General features: G+C 40.5%; 14 protein-coding genes. 5 read left to right on the top strand and 9 right to left on the bottom strand.

The features are described 5' to 3' along the window. The first annotated feature begins 26 nt into the window (after positions 1 to 26). Positions 27 to 692, top strand: a complete 666-nt coding sequence (locus tag P20429_RS12615) for a hypothetical protein (RefSeq protein ID WP_033026575.1) — start codon at positions 27 to 29, stop codon at positions 690 to 692. A gap of 9 nt (positions 693 to 701) precedes the next feature. Here P20429_RS12615 and P20429_RS12620 read toward each other — a convergent pair whose 3' ends face one another. From P20429_RS12620 to glnA, 5 genes are all read right to left on the bottom strand, one after another. Further along, a complete protein-coding gene (locus P20429_RS12620; RefSeq protein ID WP_007582176.1) occupies positions 702 to 1,160 on the bottom strand; it encodes a cyclic nucleotide-binding domain-containing protein in 459 nt (152 codons plus the stop codon). Between the two features lie 29 nt (positions 1,161 to 1,189). Continuing rightward, positions 1,190 to 2,575: a nitrogen regulation protein NR(I) gene (ntrC, locus tag P20429_RS12625; RefSeq protein WP_007582175.1), complete on the bottom strand. Its 1,386-nt coding sequence runs from the start codon at positions 2,573 to 2,575 to the stop codon at positions 1,190 to 1,192. Between the two features lie 14 nt (positions 2,576 to 2,589). Then, complete coding sequence (glnL, locus tag P20429_RS12630) at positions 2,590 to 3,660, bottom strand: nitrogen regulation protein NR(II) (RefSeq protein WP_007582173.1); 1,071 nt, start codon at positions 3,658 to 3,660, stop codon at positions 2,590 to 2,592. 82 nt (positions 3,661 to 3,742) lie between these two features. Continuing rightward, on the bottom strand, positions 3,743 to 4,264 hold the full coding sequence (locus P20429_RS12635; protein ID WP_007582171.1) for a DUF4124 domain-containing protein: 522 nt from the start codon (positions 4,262 to 4,264) through the stop codon (positions 3,743 to 3,745). A gap of 113 nt (positions 4,265 to 4,377) precedes the next feature. Further along, entirely contained in the window at positions 4,378 to 5,784 is a 1,407-nt protein-coding gene (glnA, locus tag P20429_RS12640) for a glutamate--ammonia ligase (protein WP_007582170.1), read from the bottom strand. A gap of 507 nt (positions 5,785 to 6,291) precedes the next feature. Here glnA and typA point away from each other — a divergent pair. Continuing rightward, entirely contained in the window at positions 6,292 to 8,115 is a 1,824-nt protein-coding gene (gene typA / locus P20429_RS12645) for a translational GTPase TypA (protein WP_007582167.1), read from the top strand. Between the two features lie 370 nt (positions 8,116 to 8,485). Here typA and P20429_RS12650 read toward each other — a convergent pair whose 3' ends face one another. The 3 genes from P20429_RS12650 to P20429_RS12660 form a co-directional block, all read right to left on the bottom strand. Continuing rightward, a complete protein-coding gene (locus tag P20429_RS12650) occupies positions 8,486 to 9,214 on the bottom strand; it encodes a CBM9 family sugar-binding protein (protein ID WP_007582166.1) in 729 nt (242 codons plus the stop codon). Between the two features lie 67 nt (positions 9,215 to 9,281). Next, the gene (locus P20429_RS12655; protein ID WP_007582164.1) at positions 9,282 to 10,361 is read right to left on the bottom strand and encodes an MBL fold metallo-hydrolase; all 1,080 of its coding nucleotides are present in this window, start codon (positions 10,359 to 10,361) and stop codon (positions 9,282 to 9,284) included. 74 nt (positions 10,362 to 10,435) lie between these two features. Further along, entirely contained in the window at positions 10,436 to 11,092 is a 657-nt protein-coding gene (locus P20429_RS12660; RefSeq protein WP_007582161.1) for a DUF2959 domain-containing protein, read from the bottom strand. An 87-nt stretch (positions 11,093 to 11,179) separates the two neighbouring features. Here P20429_RS12660 and P20429_RS12665 point away from each other — a divergent pair, with 87 nt between their 5' ends. Together P20429_RS12665 and dtd are read left to right on the top strand one after the other, a co-directional pair. Beyond that, complete coding sequence (locus tag P20429_RS12665) at positions 11,180 to 12,085, top strand: virulence factor BrkB family protein (protein ID WP_007582159.1); 906 nt, start codon at positions 11,180 to 11,182, stop codon at positions 12,083 to 12,085. Continuing rightward, positions 12,086 to 12,523 (top strand): D-aminoacyl-tRNA deacylase, encoded by a 438-nt coding sequence (gene dtd, locus P20429_RS12670; protein WP_007582156.1) that lies wholly within the window; start codon positions 12,086 to 12,088, stop codon positions 12,521 to 12,523. Here dtd and P20429_RS12675 read toward each other — a convergent pair. Beyond that, a complete protein-coding gene (locus P20429_RS12675) occupies positions 12,512 to 13,225 on the bottom strand; it encodes a spermidine synthase (RefSeq protein WP_007582154.1) in 714 nt (237 codons plus the stop codon). The genes dtd and P20429_RS12675 overlap by 12 nt on opposite strands. Before the next feature lie 248 nt (positions 13,226 to 13,473). Between P20429_RS12675 and P20429_RS12680 the strand changes: the two genes are divergently transcribed. Beyond that, positions 13,474 to 14,367, top strand: a complete 894-nt coding sequence (locus P20429_RS12680; protein ID WP_007582148.1) for a bifunctional GNAT family N-acetyltransferase/hotdog fold thioesterase — start codon at positions 13,474 to 13,476, stop codon at positions 14,365 to 14,367. Positions 14,368 to 14,395 lie beyond the last annotated feature (28 nt).

Below are 14,395 nucleotides of genomic sequence, written 5' to 3'. Positions count from 1 at the left end.
TACAAGCGTAATCAAAAGGGGTAACTATGAAAAATGGAATTTTAATGTGTGTGTTGGCATTACCATTAGCTGCGTGCCAACAACCTACCGTGTATGTATTTAGTGAAAACTTGCAAGATGAACAGAGCAATCAGCTCGATGCTGCGCTAAAAGCACAATCGCTCCCTTATGAATATGTACCGCTGGCAATCCCACCTGATTTTGGTGAGGCTACATTACTCTTATCAAGTGACAAAATTTACCCAAAAGAGACTGAGCAGTTAGCTACTATTATGCAGGGGCTAGGTTACGAGCCACAAGTTAACTATACAACGCGTTCAAATCATTTTTATGGTGATGGCAATATAGGCTTTTATCTAAAAAATGCAGTGGCGGGTACAACCTTTGTTATGCCTAAAAAGTTACGAACAACTCAATGCAGCGAAGACAAGTACAATGATTTACTCGTCACATTTACAAATAAATATGCTGACTTTACCTTATCCAGTGGCGCTGTTGTAAGGTTAGATTGGGAGTTTTTGTACGGTTACGTTGTCATTTATTATAAAACCTACTCGCAAACATACAGTCACTCGCAACCACTTATAAATACGCCCTTTGGCGCCAAACCATCCGATACTTACAGGTTTACAGCTCACGTTAATAACCCCAGCTGGCTTGATTGCTCACTACAAATTATTTATATGGACTGAGTGATAGAGCTAACCGTGAGTTTCTATATGCTCGCTTAGTTTGGCAATGCGCAGACTCATGCCTTCTATAATTCGGTCTTTAATTTTTTCGCGGATAACATTAGGTAAGCGGGTGAGTGCTTCAGGGGTAATAGCGAGGACTATACTGTCGGTTTTAGCGCGAGCGCTAGTACTACGTTCTCGGTTACTTATAAAGGCACCTTCACCTATAAATTCACCGGGCTCTATAGTGCCAAGTTCTAGCAAATGATTATGTTTAAATACTAATAACGCGCCGCTAAGTACAATGTACAAACGTTTGTCGTTATCGTATTGCTTAAATAAAAATTGATGCTGGCTTACTAAATACAACAGGCCGAACGACTCTAATAAGACTTGGCGCTCGCTGAGCGTAAATTCTTTAAAAAAGTGCAGCCTGTTTATAATTTCCATTTGTTTGAATAATGGAATATGTTCGATTAGCTTCATCAATAACCAAATGTGTTAAAAGCGTTTAATCAGCTAATATTGCGCTCTTTTAATTTTCGGGTCAACGTGTTGCGTCCCCAACCAATTTTTATAGCAGCATCTTGCTTATGACCAGAACAATTAGCCAGTGCGGTTTTAATTAAGCGAGTTTCTAGCTGGGCTTGAATGTCAGGCCAAATATTTTCTTTGCCTTGTTTAAGCTCTTGATTAAGCCATTGCTGAAACGCATCTAGCCAATCACCTTCTTCCTGGGTTGGCGAAGCATCCAGAATCTCCGGCGGTAAGTCTTGCTCGCTTACAAGCTCACCCGGTGCCATTACAGTAAGCCAGCGACAGGTGTTTTCTAATTGGCGTACATTGCCTGGCCAATTAAATAAGCGTAATTGCTCAGTCGCTTTAGGGCTGAGTACTTTGCTTTCTACTTGTAGCTCTTTAGCGCTTTTATGTAAAAAGTGTTGCGATAAGCTTTCTATATCTTCAGTACGCTCTCGAAGAGCAGGTAAACGTAGGCGCACAACATTAAGACGATGAAATAAATCATCCCTAAACTTGCCCTGTTTAACTAAATCTTCAAGGTTTTGGTGCGTAGCCGCAATAATACGCACATCTACTTTTATACTTTGATGGCCACCAACGCGATAAAACTCACCATCGGCAAGAACGCGTAATAAACGTGTTTGTACATCAAGTGGCATATCACCAATTTCATCTAAAAATAGTGTGCCGCCATTGGCTTGCTCAAAACGGCCTTTACGCACGCTGTCGGCGCCCGTAAATGCGCCTTTTTCGTGGCCAAATAACTCTGACTCAACAAGCTCTTTTGGAATGGCTGCCATGTTAAGTGCAATAAATTGGTTTTCTTTACGTGGGCTATGATTGTGCAAAGCACTGGCGACAAGTTCTTTACCTGTTCCAGATTCGCCATTTATTAATACGCTCATGCTAGAAGCCGATAGTTTACCTATCGCTCTAAACACTTCTTGCATTGCGGGCGCTTCACCAATTATGTGGGCACTTTTTGGTGGAGCTTGCTTGCGTTTAGTTTTTTTAGTGGAGTTTGCTCTGCATGCGCTTTCGACCAGCGCCACTGCTTCGTTTAAATCAAACGGCTTAGCGAGGTATTCAAAAGCACCTTTTTGGAATGCATTTACAGCTGAGTCTAAATCTGAATGCGCAGTCATTATAATAACCGGCAGCCCAGGGTTTTGCTCTGCAATAAGTTCAAGCAACGCCATACCATCCATACCAGGCATTCGTACGTCAGAAACTAAAACAGTAGGTTGGCTAAACTTTAGTGCGCTTAGTACATCTTGCGCATTAGCAAAGCTCTCTGTGTTAAACCCTGCACGGGTTAGTGCTTTTTCAAGTACAAATCGAATAGAGGCATCATCATCTACAAGCCAAACTGTTTTCATGCAAACTCCAAACATTAATCTGCAAAGGGCAGATAGATATTAAATTCAGTATGTCCAGGCCAGCTATCACATTCTATATAGCCATCATGTTGATCTATCAGTGTTTGCGCTATTGAGAGTCCTAACCCAGAGCCACCTTCTTTATTGGTGATCATAGGGTAGAACAGTGTTTCGCGTACACTGGGATCAATACCTGGTCCGTTATCAGATATTTGGATCAACAAGGCTTTTTTAGGTGCTTTACCTGGGCGACGATGTTGATGATTAATGCGGGTTTTTATTGTTATTTCACCGCCATCTACAAGCGCCTGTTGGGCATTTCGAACAATGTTTAATACCACTTGCTGAATTTTGCCTTGATCAATGTATACATCAGGAATACTTGGGTCGTAATCTTTAACTAAGCTAATGTTAGAACAATTATCTAACGTACTTAGCCTTGCAACTGATTCAAGTGATTGATGTATGTTGCCATACGATTTTTGCGGAAGTTGATTGGGCCCCAAAAGCCTATCTACTAGTTCGCGTAATCGGTCGGCTTGCTCAATGATGAGCTCAGCACATTGATCTCTTTCTTGTTGATCAACCTCATACTGCAATAACTGCGCCGCTCCGCGAATTCCACCTAAAGGATTTTTAATTTCGTGAGCTAACCCTCTAATTAGGTTTCGGGCAGCTTGATATTGATGCATTTGATTAGACGCTTGGTCGTGCTTAATTTCGTCATCGGTTTGGCGCCACTCAAATAAAATATAAAGCGAGCCATTAAACTTAATTTGTCGTGTACTTACGGCTACTTTTGCATGGCGAGAATCGCTAAAAACCACGTCAGCTCTATGCTGCTGGCAATCTACGCCTTCAACTAATGAGTATTGTTCTATACGCTGTAAATCGATTGAATGGTAGTTAAAAAGGCTATCAAACGGTTGTTCTAACAAGCGCTTATTACCAAGGCCAAGCAGCTCGCTGGTACTGGTATTGGCATATACAACGGTGAAGTTTTTATCAAGTAGCATGATAGCGGTTGTTTGATTTTGCCAAATGGCATCGAGTAGCTCAGGGCTAAAGTTTTTATTATTAATCATAGCTGCACCATTTTAGTGCGTGGATGTTTGCAAGCAAGTTATATGGTTAAATACACTGCTGCACGTTTAGTAATGCCCCAATTTAGTTACCTAGGCTTAGCCCTTTTCGGTGCATAAAAAATATGCAGGGTTCGCTTGTAGCAATAACTTGGTTTTTACTATTAAAAAGCTTTAATTGTAGTGTGTGCTGACCACGTTCTACATCTCTAATTGCAAAGGTTGAGCTGCCACTGGCTGGGCCGTGTGCTTTACCATCAATAAAAAGTTGTATAGTAAAACCAGTTTCAAAGCGTGGTTTTATTCGGCTAGTTACATAAACAGTGCCGGTATTTTCACGAATAGTCTGGTTATGATCAGGTGAGGAAATAGCAATACTAAAGGCCGCTTGTTGAGGCTGAGGTTGCTCGTCAAAAATGTCAGTATTTGTTGCAGGCATATTAAGATCTTGGCTGGTGAGCTTTACCTCTTGAGCCCCTTTATGAGGGGTGTCTGAGAACACTAATACGCCATTTTTATCTTTCCAAGCGTATATTTTTGTTTCACCGGCATAACCATAATTACTTAATCCTAAAGTAATTAATAGTAATAAAATCTTGTTATTCACTCTGCAGCCCTGCATTTTTATCGGTAACTTAACTTTAGTGGAGATTGACTAATTTTACCATTAAAAAAGCCCGCAAAGCGGGCTTGAGAACACACATATTTTTTACAGCTTAATTAACAGCTGTAGTACATTTCAAACTCAACTGGGTGAGTTGTCATGTTAAGCTTTTCAACTTCTTTAGACTTAAGTGAGATGTAAGCATCGATTAAGTCATCAGTGAATACGCCACCTTGAGTTAAGAATTCACGGTCTGCGCTAAGTGCAGATAGTGCTTCGTCAAGTGATGCTGCAACAGTTGGAATTTCTGCTGCTTCTTCAGCTGGTAAGTCGTATAAATCTTTATCCATAGCATCGCCAGGATGGATCTTGTTTTTGATACCATCAAGGCCAGCCATAAGCATTGCTGAGAAAGCAAGGTATGGGTTAGCAGTTGGATCCGGGAAGCGTACTTCAATACGACGACCTTTTTCAGATGGAACCACTGGGATACGGATTGATGCAGAACGGTTACGTGCAGAGTATGCAAGCATAACTGGTGCTTCAAAACCTGGTACTAAACGTTTGTACGAGTTAGTAGACGCATTTGCGAAAGCGTTAATTGCTTTAGCATGCTTGATGATGCCGCCAATGTAGTAAAGTGCATCTTCAGAAAGACCGCCGTACTTATCACCAGCAAAAAGGTTTACACCATCTTTAGCAAGTGACTGGTGACAATGCATACCAGAACCGTTATCACCAACAACTGGCTTAGGCATAAACGTTGCTGTTTTACCGTATAAGTGAGCCATGTTATGGATAACATATTTCATTTCTTGAATTTCATCCGCTTTTAATACCATTGTATTAAAGCGAGTAGCGATTTCGTTTTGACCTGCTGTTGCTACTTCGTGGTGATGTGCTTCTACTACTTGGCCCATTTCTTCTAGAACTAGACACGTAGCTGAACGCCAATCTTGGAAGTCATCAACTGGAGCAACTGGGAAGTAACCGCCTTTAACACCTGGACGATGACCAGTGTTGCCATCTGCATATTCTTTATCTGAGTTCCAAGCAGCTTGCTTAGAATCAATTTTGTACATAGAACCAGACATATCTGATTTGTATTTAACATCGTCAAATACGAAAAATTCTGGCTCAGGGCCAAATAAAACAGTGTCTGCAATGCCTGTAGAACGCATGTAATCTTCAGCACGCTTAGCAACAGAACGCGGGTCGCGCTCATAGCCTTGTAGTGTAGAAGGCTCTACTACGTCACAACGTAAAATTAATGTCGCTTCTTCAGTGAAAGGGTCTAGTTTGATTGACTCAGGAACTGGCATTAATACCATGTCTGATTCGTTTATGCCTTTCCAGCCTGCAATTGAAGAACCGTCGAACATCTTACCGTCTTCGAAAAAATCTTCATCAACTTGGTGATGAGGAATCGATACATGTTGTTCTTTACCCTTAGTGTCAGTAAAGCGTAAATCAATGAACTTGACGTCATTTTCTTTAATAAAATCTAAAACCGATTGTGACATGTGTCCTCCAACTATTGGGTTTTGTTATTGCTGCATAATTGCTTTGGTATTTACTAAGCTGATTTTGTGCCATTATTGTAACTGGCTGTTTATAAATTAAAAAAATATCATTGCATCAAAATGGAATATACAAACGCACCATATCGGTGCGTAAATATTCCATTTCGGTGCAAAATTTACAGAGCGTAATTTGTTGTTAATTTAATCAGCTGAAATTAGCATAACCTAAATGCAAAAGAGTAACAAAAAGATCGGAAAAATAGTCAAAAAGACTGTTTTTCAAAAAAATATTGAAATTTAATTCATATAATTGTCATATATAAAACAGATACTTAGTAAAAGTATTGAGAAAGTTTTAAAATATGTATTGGATAAACTTTCATCCATGTCATTAATGAGGGATAATATGCGCCCTTTTAAATCCTATGCTGGGACATCTCGCGAAAGCGTGGATGAGTGCGTAGATCTTGCAGGATCATTGAGAATTTAATTTCTCTGAGTAAATATATGAGCATCGAAAAGTTAAGAAATATAGCGATTATCGCGCACGTTGACCACGGTAAAACAACTCTGGTTGACAAACTACTTGAGCAATCAGGTACATTAGAAACACGCGGCGGTAACGAAGAGCGCGTGATGGACTCAAACGACATTGAGAAAGAACGTGGTATTACCATTTTGGCTAAAAACACAGCCATCTCTTGGAACGACTACCATATCAATATCGTAGATACTCCGGGACACGCCGATTTCGGTGGTGAAGTTGAACGCGTACTTTCGATGGCTGACTCAGTATTATTACTTGTTGATGCTCAAGAAGGTCCAATGCCACAAACGCGTTTCGTTACGCAAAAGGCATTCGCGCAAGGCTTAAAGCCAATCGTAGTTATCAATAAAATTGATAAGCCAGGTTCACGTCCTGATTGGGTTATGGATCAAATCTTTGATTTATTCGACAACCTTGGCGCAACTGACGAACAGTTAGACTTTAAAGTAATCTACGCTTCAGCTATCAACGGCTGGGCAACACTAGATTTAGACGAGCCATCAGACAACATGGAACCTATGTTCAAGATGATCGTTGACGAAGTATCACCACCGGATGCAGATCCTGAAGGTGACTTCCAAATGCAAATTTCTCAACTAGATTACAACTCTTATGTTGGTGTAGTTGGTATTGGTCGTATTAAACGTGGTTCTGTTGCTCCTAACCAACAAGTTACTATTATCAGTGCTGATGGCACTACACGTAATGGTAAAATTGGCGCAGTACAAAGCTACCTAGGTCTTGAACGTATCGAAACTGATAGAGCTTACGCTGGTAACATCGTAACTGTAACAGGTATTGGTGAGCTTAAGATTTCTGATACAGTTTGTTTCCCAGGAAACGTTGAAGCATTACCACCACTAAGTGTTGATGAGCCAACTGTAACAATGACATTCTCTGTAAATAACTCACCTTTCTGTGGTAAAGAAGGTAAGTTTGTAACGTCACGTAATATCCGTGAACGTCTAGACAAAGAATTAGTACACAACGTAGCACTTCGCGTTGAAGATACTGGTAGCCCAGATAGCTTCCGTGTTTCTGGTCGTGGTGAGTTACACCTAGGTATCCTAATCGAGAACATGCGTCGTGAAGGTTACGAGCTTTCAGTTTCTCGTCCAGAAGTTATCTTACGTACTGTAGATGGCGTTCTAGAAGAACCGTTTGAAACAGTTACTATTGACTGTCAAGACGAGCATCAGGGTTCTGTTATGGAACAAGTTGGCCTACGTAAAGGTGAACTTACTAACATGACTCCAGATGGCAAAGGCCGTATGCGTTTAGATTTCATGATCCCTAGCCGTGGTTTAATTGGTTTCCAAACTGATTTCATGACGCTTACTTCGGGTTCTGGTCTTATGTACCATACGTTCGATCATTACGGTCCTCACAAAGGTGGCGACATCGGTGTTCGTAAGAACGGCGTAATGATTGCAAACGCAACGGGTAAAGCACTTACTAACGCATTATTCAACTTACAAGAACGCGGCCGTTTATTCATCGGTCACGGTGTTGAAGTGTACGAAGGTATGGTTATCGGTATTCATAACCGTGATAACGACCTTACAGTTAACGCCCTTAAAGGTAAGCAGTTAACTAACGTACGTGCATCTGGTACAGATGAAGCGCAAACGCTTTCTCCACACCTTAACTACTCACTTGAGCAAGCGCTTGAGTTCATCGATGATGACGAGCTAGTTGAAGTAACTCCACTAAACATTCGTATTCGTAAGCGCCACCTTACAGAAAACGAACGTAAACGTGCAGGTCGTGGACCTAAGTCATAATCTATTAATTTAGAATCATGATTTTAAAAGCCGCTGTATTGAAAAATACAGCGGCTTTTTTGTGGATGAAAACAAGAGCTGTAGGCTATAAGTCGTCAGCTGGCAGTATTTAGCTCAAAATTATATAGCTACTGTTTTGTGATGAAACTTCCATAATATATTTACCTCTAAAAGCGCAGCGCCTCTTAATCTCTTTGTGAATAATTTACTTAAAGATTTTTTGCACAGGGAGAAGGGAATGAGAAGTGAAAGAGGGAGAGCTTAAACAGCCGATAATGCGAAGTACTAGTGTTTGTTGGTAGGGTATTTTTTGTTGGGTTTCGCTTCGCTCAACCCAACATACGTGTTCAATTATTTTATTGGTAGTAACTTACTTTTTAGGAAGTAGGGTGATTTTGCCAAATACGTCGGCATCTATAAAACCACGGTTTCTGTCGCCGTTTACTGGCTGTACTTCGTGTGAGCCCATAAAGTGCTCGCGCACGTCGCTGCCATCGTTATCGCAATACGCTAGCATAAAACCTATTACTTGCTTTTCGCTAAGTGTAATTGGGGTGTTTTTAGCACCTTCTTTATAATCATTAGGGTAGAGTTTTATCGCTACTTCCCAGGTAATGTTAAAAGGCGCGGTGGTGTTACGCTTCCAGTTACTAACTAGGTGGTCGGTATACAAATGGGCTTTTTTATCAGGTCCGTAATCGGCGGCTTGGTTATCAAGGCCAATATGGTACGCCAAAGCGGTGTGATTAAATTGATGATTACCACCGGATGCATCGCTATCAATAAATACTTCAAGCGCATCGTCATCCCAATATTTATACGTTGGATCGGCGTGTGTATCTATTAAAACGTCATCCACAATATCGGCTTGTAGGTATAAATAGTTTTGATCCCACAGTAAGCGATAACGCCCTTTAAAGTCGGCATCGTTTGATGGCAGTGTGCCATCCATTAAATAAGGCATATCGTGCCAAGCGGCTTTATCCCACGCACTTTCTGATACGCCATCAATAGTAATTGGAGTTGATGTATGTTCAACATCAATAGCCATTGCTGGCGTGCTTAATAAAAAGCTTAAGGCGAGTGCTAATTTTTTCATTAACTTCTCAATTTTATTGTGGATTTGTCTTAATGTAATAACAATCTTAAAACAGCTAAGTAAATAGTTATAGTGAAATACTTTCGCCTTCGTTTAAAATATACAGCGGTACTTTTGAATCCATTTTATTGTACATATGCAATAAGCGCAGCAAGGCTGAATGACTGCTGTGGTCACCCATTTTCCAACTTGAGTTACCGTATCCCCACGGTATCATTACTTTGCAGTTAAGCTCTTGTGCTGCGTTGAGCGCGTCTTCAGGTGTGGTATGGACGTAACGATAAAATTTACCACTTTCTTTACTGTAGTAAGATGCGATTGGTATTAAGCACACATCTATATCGCCATATTTTTGCTGTATATCTTTAAAGTGTTTTGAGTAGCCCGTATCGCCTGCAAAAAATAAGGTACTGCCGTTTTGTTCAAGTAACCAGCCATTCCATAAGTCTTTATTGTTATCTTCGTAAATAAAGGGTACTAATACGCGAGCGCTAAAATGATGAGCTGGCACGGCATTAATCACTAAGTCGTCAATGTTGGTTGTTGAGTACCATGGCATTTCGGTAATATTAAAACCGCCGGTAGGGAAGTTGTCGGCCATACCGAGTGGTGTTAAATAGCGAGGTTTATTGCCAATGCTTTGTATGTCGGCCTTATTAAAATGATCGTAATGAATATGCGAATACATTACAGCATCAATATTTTCCAGTTCTTGCTCACTAGGCCAAGCGCCTGCTTTACGATAAATACCACCGCCGAGTTTAAAGCCAAGTGCGACTGGAGAATCAAACTGATTTTTTACCGGATCAAACAGCACACTTTGACCATTTGGGGTGTTAATTACAAAACTAGCGTGGCCAAGCCAGCGTACGGTATAGCCGGTGCTAAGTTGTGGTTTAGTTTGCAGACCTTGGTATTGGCAGTTTTCGCTGCCGGTTTTGCATAGTAAGTCTGGGTGGGCTGGGTAGCAGTTTTCAGTGCAGGTAGTGGGATATGTTTTTTCACCTGTGTATAAATTTTTATAACGACCGTTCTTATCATTAATAACAACAACTGAGTCGGGGCTGGTAATACGGTTAATATTATTAGGTGCGGCGCAGGCAGTTAGTAAGCATAAAAGCGTTGTTGCGGTTAAAAAGCGTTTCATTGTAAATCCCTTTTAGCATTCCCTTTAACATAAAAAAGCCTGCAATTAAGCAGGCTTGTTAAAGTAACAAATGATTAGCCAGCGCTATTCATTTGTTCAATAAATTTGTTTGAATCGGCAATCGATTTGTTCATGTCGTTCATCAACAATTGAATATCGCGCTTAAGGTTAGTGAATTCACCTTTAATAGCCGATACCGCTTGTGCATTTAAGTTATGCTTTAGGTATAAAACGTTATCATGAAGCGAGGTTAATACTGGCTCCATTTTACTCTCTGCGCTGCGCATTGAGCGTAATAGCTGATCAAATTGACGCTTAGTCGCAGTTAGCTTTTTGCTGCTTTCACGCTTAAGTGATGCACTTTTGTACTGCTCTAACTCATCGGCCCACTCATCAAATAGCGCTTCTGCCACGTCTTCTACTTTATTGATGTTAGTTGACACTTCGTTAGCGGCATTTAAGCTCGACTCGTAATCATCGTTTAGTTGATTGTAAGTGTCTTGTAGTTCGCCACCATTAAAATCAATTAGAGTAGTTAAGCGCTCTAGTGCCGATTTAAATTCTTCTTGTGACTCTTGTTGCGAGTCTTTGGTTTCTTCTACGCGATCAATAAGAATATCGCGTTTGTGAACACCCACTTTTTCCATCGCAGAATAATAAGCTGATTGGCAGCCAGTTAAAGTAAGTGTTACTACAAGCATTGAAACACTGAGTAATGTTTGTTTTTTCATTTGAATTCCTGTTTACGAGCGTTAGTGCTGTAAATTATGGCGCTGATTGTTATTATAATCAAAACTATATAAGCACAAGTCAATTGTATGAATGATAAGCTCTCACATTACAAACAGCAAGTTAAGTCCTTTATACGGCAGCAACCTGGTTGGTGGATGCAGTATTTTAATCGTTGTATAGACGATCAAATAACGGTTAATGCAGGTTACCTTGCTTACGTAACCCTTCTTTCTTTAGTGCCATTAATTGCGGTGGGTGTTGCTATATTTTCAGCCTTTCCGGGCTTTGAATCTACTCGCATGGAAATTGAGAGCTTTTTGTTTACCAACTTTGTCCCTACCTCTACCGATGTTATTAGAGAGCATATTAGCTCCTTTGCGGGCAATGCCAACCAAATGACGGCGGTAGGTATTGGCTTTTTAGCTGCAATTGCATTGCTGTTAATACGTAATGTAGATGCCACATTAAACCGAATTTGGCGAATTAAGAAAAAGCGCCCAATGATGATCTCATTTGCTGTGTATTGGATGGTTTTGAGCTTAGGGCCTATGTTGCTCGGTGCCAGTATTGGTGTTACCTCTTATATTGTATCTTTGGTGTCGTTTGCTGATCAGGGAATTCCGGGGTTTAGCGGGTTTTTGTTAAAGCTATTGCCGTATGGGATTTCGATGGTGGGCTTTATTATGCTCTACACCTTAGTGCCTAATACGCGTGTATCGTTCAGAGCGGCAATACCTGGCGCTTTTTTTGCGGCACTTTTATTTGAGCTGACTAAAAAAGGGTTTGCACTTTATATTAGCCATTTTCCTTCGTACGAAGTTATTTACGGCGCAGTAGCAACCATTCCTATTTTATTTGTATGGGTGTATTTGTCTTGGGTCGTTGTTTTGCTTGGCGCTGAATTTACTGCGTGCATTAGCCCAAATGATATTCCAGAAACACCAGAGCTTGAACTAGAAGATGATGAACCAGCAGTAAAGGACACAGTTTAAATGCAAGGTTTAATACAACGTGTAAAGCATGCCAAAGTAGAAATTAACAACCACGTGGTAGGCGAAATTAGCCAAGGTATATTGTTGTTGCTGGGCGTTGAAAAACACGACGACAAACAAACGGCCGATAAGCTTTTACACAAGGTAAGTAATTATCGTATTTTTACTGACGAAAACGACAAAATGAACTTAAGCCTTAAAGATATTAAAGGTGAGTTACTGGTGGTTTCGCAATTTACGCTAGCGGCTGATACTAAAAAGGGTATGCGCCCTAGTTTTTCATCTGCGGCAACGCCAAGCCAAGCTAACGAGCTTTACGAATACTTTGTAGCTCAAGCTAAAGAGTTGGGGCTTACAATAGCCACAGGTGAGTTTGGTGCCGATATGCAAGTAAGCTTGTGTAACGATGGGCCCGTTACGTTTAACTTATCTGTTTAAGTTTTTGGTTACCACGACAATATGATTTACATAGCCCGTAATTTTTTGCGGGCTAACATTACAACCAAATACATCGAGTAATAGCTGCTGAAGTTGCTTTAATTGCGACTCATGCTGCGATAAAAAGTTAATAAATAGCACGCCGTTGTTATTTAAAGCCGAGTAGATTTTTTTATAAAATGCCTCTTCAAATAAAAATCGAGGCGCGTCTATTTGGCTAAATAAATCTAGAATAATCCAATCAATATTTTGCACACTTTCTAAAATCTGTTGCGCATCGGCGCACAGCAGTTGCTCATTCTTATTTGACGAAAAAAACTGGGTATAGCAATCAATAATATCGGCGTTTTTTTCAACCGATGTTATTTGTGCTTTAGGGTATTTGTGTTGTAAATAATTACGAATTGCACCGCCGCCAAGGCCGAGTTCTAACACTTTTTGTGGCGGCTTAAGAGCTTGCCAATGCTTATCTAGGTACAATAAGTGTGGAAAAAGTAATAAATCCGGGTTATTTAAATCAATAACAGATTGAAGAGTGTCGTTAATAAGTAACCAGCGTAACTGCTCGTGCTCACGTACTTGAATGTGATCGCCACTGCATTTATGCCAATAGATTAACTGACCAATGCTGTGGCTATTTTCAATAAATTGATCGCTCAGCAAACCCGTCAGTGAATTTATATAATTGATTTTTTCAGTCATATTCTCAGCATAAACTAGCAACGTTAAAGCGCAATGGCCTTTGTCATTATTTTTTTACGTTATTTTACAGCCATCACCAAAGTCGTATTTGCAGTTTTTTTAAGATGGAGTATGGTATTTGCCATAATAATGCCACTCAATTTAATTATTTTATTTTTTTAGCTTGGTAGATAACCAATACTATTAGTATAGCGCCGTAGCCTTTTTTTTGACTTTTATTTACGGCTTATATAACAACAGGAGTATGTATGTTTCAGGTAAGCACCCCACAAAGTAGCGAAGATTGGCAAGCGTATTACCAATTGCGTTGGCAGGTATTACGCGCGCCTTGGGGCGAGCCTCGTGGCTCTGAACAAGACGATATGGAACAAGACTCTGAGCACCGCTTTATAAAAAATAAAGAAGGCGAAGTGCTAGGTGTAGCACGTTTGCACTTTAACAATCATGAGCAAGCACAAGTGCGCTACATGGCAGTTGCAGAGGGGAACCGTAATCAGCATATTGGTAGTCGTTTGCTTCATGAGCTTGAAAAAATAGCATGGACACAAAATGCCGATGAATTGGTTTTGTTTGCACGCGAACGTGCGCTTGAGTTTTATAAACGCCACGGTTACGAATTAAAAGAAAAAGCGCACTTAGCGTATGGCGATGTACAACACTTTAAAATGGTAAAGCAAAAACCGTGTGAGCCAGGCTGGTTCCGTCATCCAAATTGGACGCAAGTACTACAAAATACGTGGCGAGAGTCTATTCCAATTAGTGACGCGATGGGTATTAAGGTAGAAAGCTATACCGATTGGCAATTTACAACCAGCGCCGACCTAGACGCTAACTTAAACCTACATAACACCATGTTTGCAGGCTCTATTTATAGCTTGGCCACGCTAACAGGTTGGGGCGCTACGTACTTAGCGCTTAAAGAAGCTGGGCTTGAAGGTAATATTGTATTAGCCGATGCTAACATTAAGTACTTAAAGCCGCTTACTACCGACCCACGTGGTTGTGTTGATATACAAACCTGTAAGGGCAAGTTAAGCGATTTAGAAACCGACGGTAAAGCAAGTTACGTAGTGCCTGTAACTATTTACGATGGTGATAACGTGGTTGCCGAATTTGAAGGACAGTTTGTAGTAAAAAAATAACTGTTTAGCTGTTCAAAACACAAAAAAG

Origin of the sequence: Pseudoalteromonas sp. BSi20429, from assembly GCF_000238895.1 — a bacterium.
GTDB lineage: Bacteria > Pseudomonadota > Gammaproteobacteria > Enterobacterales > Alteromonadaceae > Pseudoalteromonas > Pseudoalteromonas arctica.
The sequence above is the reverse complement of the archived record's forward strand: the minus strand, read 5'-3'. Positions and strand labels throughout refer to the sequence as shown.

Excerpts from the sequence above, each read along its gene's own strand:
- P20429_RS12615 (WP_033026575.1), top strand. The coding sequence starts at position 27 with ATGAAAAATGGAATTTTAATGTGTGTGTTGGCATTACCATTAGCTGCG.
- P20429_RS12620 (WP_007582176.1), bottom strand. The coding sequence starts at position 1,160 with ATGAAGCTAATCGAACATATTCCATTATTCAAACAAATGGAAATTATA.
- ntrC (WP_007582175.1), bottom strand. The coding sequence starts at position 2,575 with ATGAAAACAGTTTGGCTTGTAGATGATGATGCCTCTATTCGATTTGTA.
- glnL (WP_007582173.1), bottom strand. The coding sequence starts at position 3,660 with ATGATTAATAATAAAAACTTTAGCCCTGAGCTACTCGATGCCATTTGG.
- glnA (WP_007582170.1), bottom strand. The coding sequence starts at position 5,784 with ATGTCACAATCGGTTTTAGATTTTATTAAAGAAAATGACGTCAAGTTC.
- typA (WP_007582167.1), top strand. The coding sequence starts at position 6,292 with ATGAGCATCGAAAAGTTAAGAAATATAGCGATTATCGCGCACGTTGAC.
- P20429_RS12650 (WP_007582166.1), bottom strand. The coding sequence starts at position 9,214 with ATGAAAAAATTAGCACTCGCCTTAAGCTTTTTATTAAGCACGCCAGCA.
- P20429_RS12655 (WP_007582164.1), bottom strand. The coding sequence starts at position 10,361 with ATGAAACGCTTTTTAACCGCAACAACGCTTTTATGCTTACTAACTGCC.
- P20429_RS12660 (WP_007582161.1), bottom strand. The coding sequence starts at position 11,092 with ATGAAAAAACAAACATTACTCAGTGTTTCAATGCTTGTAGTAACACTT.
- P20429_RS12665 (WP_007582159.1), top strand. The coding sequence starts at position 11,180 with ATGAATGATAAGCTCTCACATTACAAACAGCAAGTTAAGTCCTTTATA.
- dtd (WP_007582156.1), top strand. The coding sequence starts at position 12,086 with ATGCAAGGTTTAATACAACGTGTAAAGCATGCCAAAGTAGAAATTAAC.
- P20429_RS12675 (WP_007582154.1), bottom strand. The coding sequence starts at position 13,225 with ATGACTGAAAAAATCAATTATATAAATTCACTGACGGGTTTGCTGAGC.
- P20429_RS12680 (WP_007582148.1), top strand. The coding sequence starts at position 13,474 with ATGTTTCAGGTAAGCACCCCACAAAGTAGCGAAGATTGGCAAGCGTAT.